The following is a 396-nucleotide window of genomic DNA, read 5'->3' on the forward strand; positions in this document are numbered from 1 at the left end:
ACAGAGGGGGGCGCTGTCCCGCCGGCATTTCGAACAATTTGAACCTACTTCCCCGGCCGTCCCGTCTTCCCCGGCCGGCGTTTGTCGCGGCGTGCGTCGCCTGGATCCTCGTATGAGCCGATGCCGGCGCGCTGGCGAACGATTGGCTTAGCGGAATCGTCGCGTTCCTTCGCGCGCCCCTCTGCCCTGCCGGGCATCTCCCCCACTTGGGGGGAGATTGGCTGCGGCTTGGCTGGCACTTTTCCTTCGACTGGCTTTTCCGTCCGCCGTACAGTCATTTCATCGAGCGAGTTCTTCTTGAACAGTGGCTTGGTGGCGTCGCCGGGAATGCCGAAGTCGGAACCGTGCGCCTCTTCGGCCGACTGTTTCTTGAACAGCGAGCGTGACACCGCGCCG

General features: G+C 64.1%; 1 pseudogene. It reads right to left on the reverse strand.

From position 1 onward, the window contains the following. Positions 1 to 44: 44 nt before the first annotated feature. Positions 45 to 396, reverse strand: a pseudogene (locus tag EOB49_RS34800) (excinuclease ABC subunit B); the annotation flags it as partial.

Origin of the sequence: Mesorhizobium sp. M7A.F.Ca.MR.148.00.0.0 (assembly GCF_003997735.1) — a bacterium.
Taxonomy (GTDB): domain Bacteria; phylum Pseudomonadota; class Alphaproteobacteria; order Rhizobiales; family Rhizobiaceae; genus Mesorhizobium.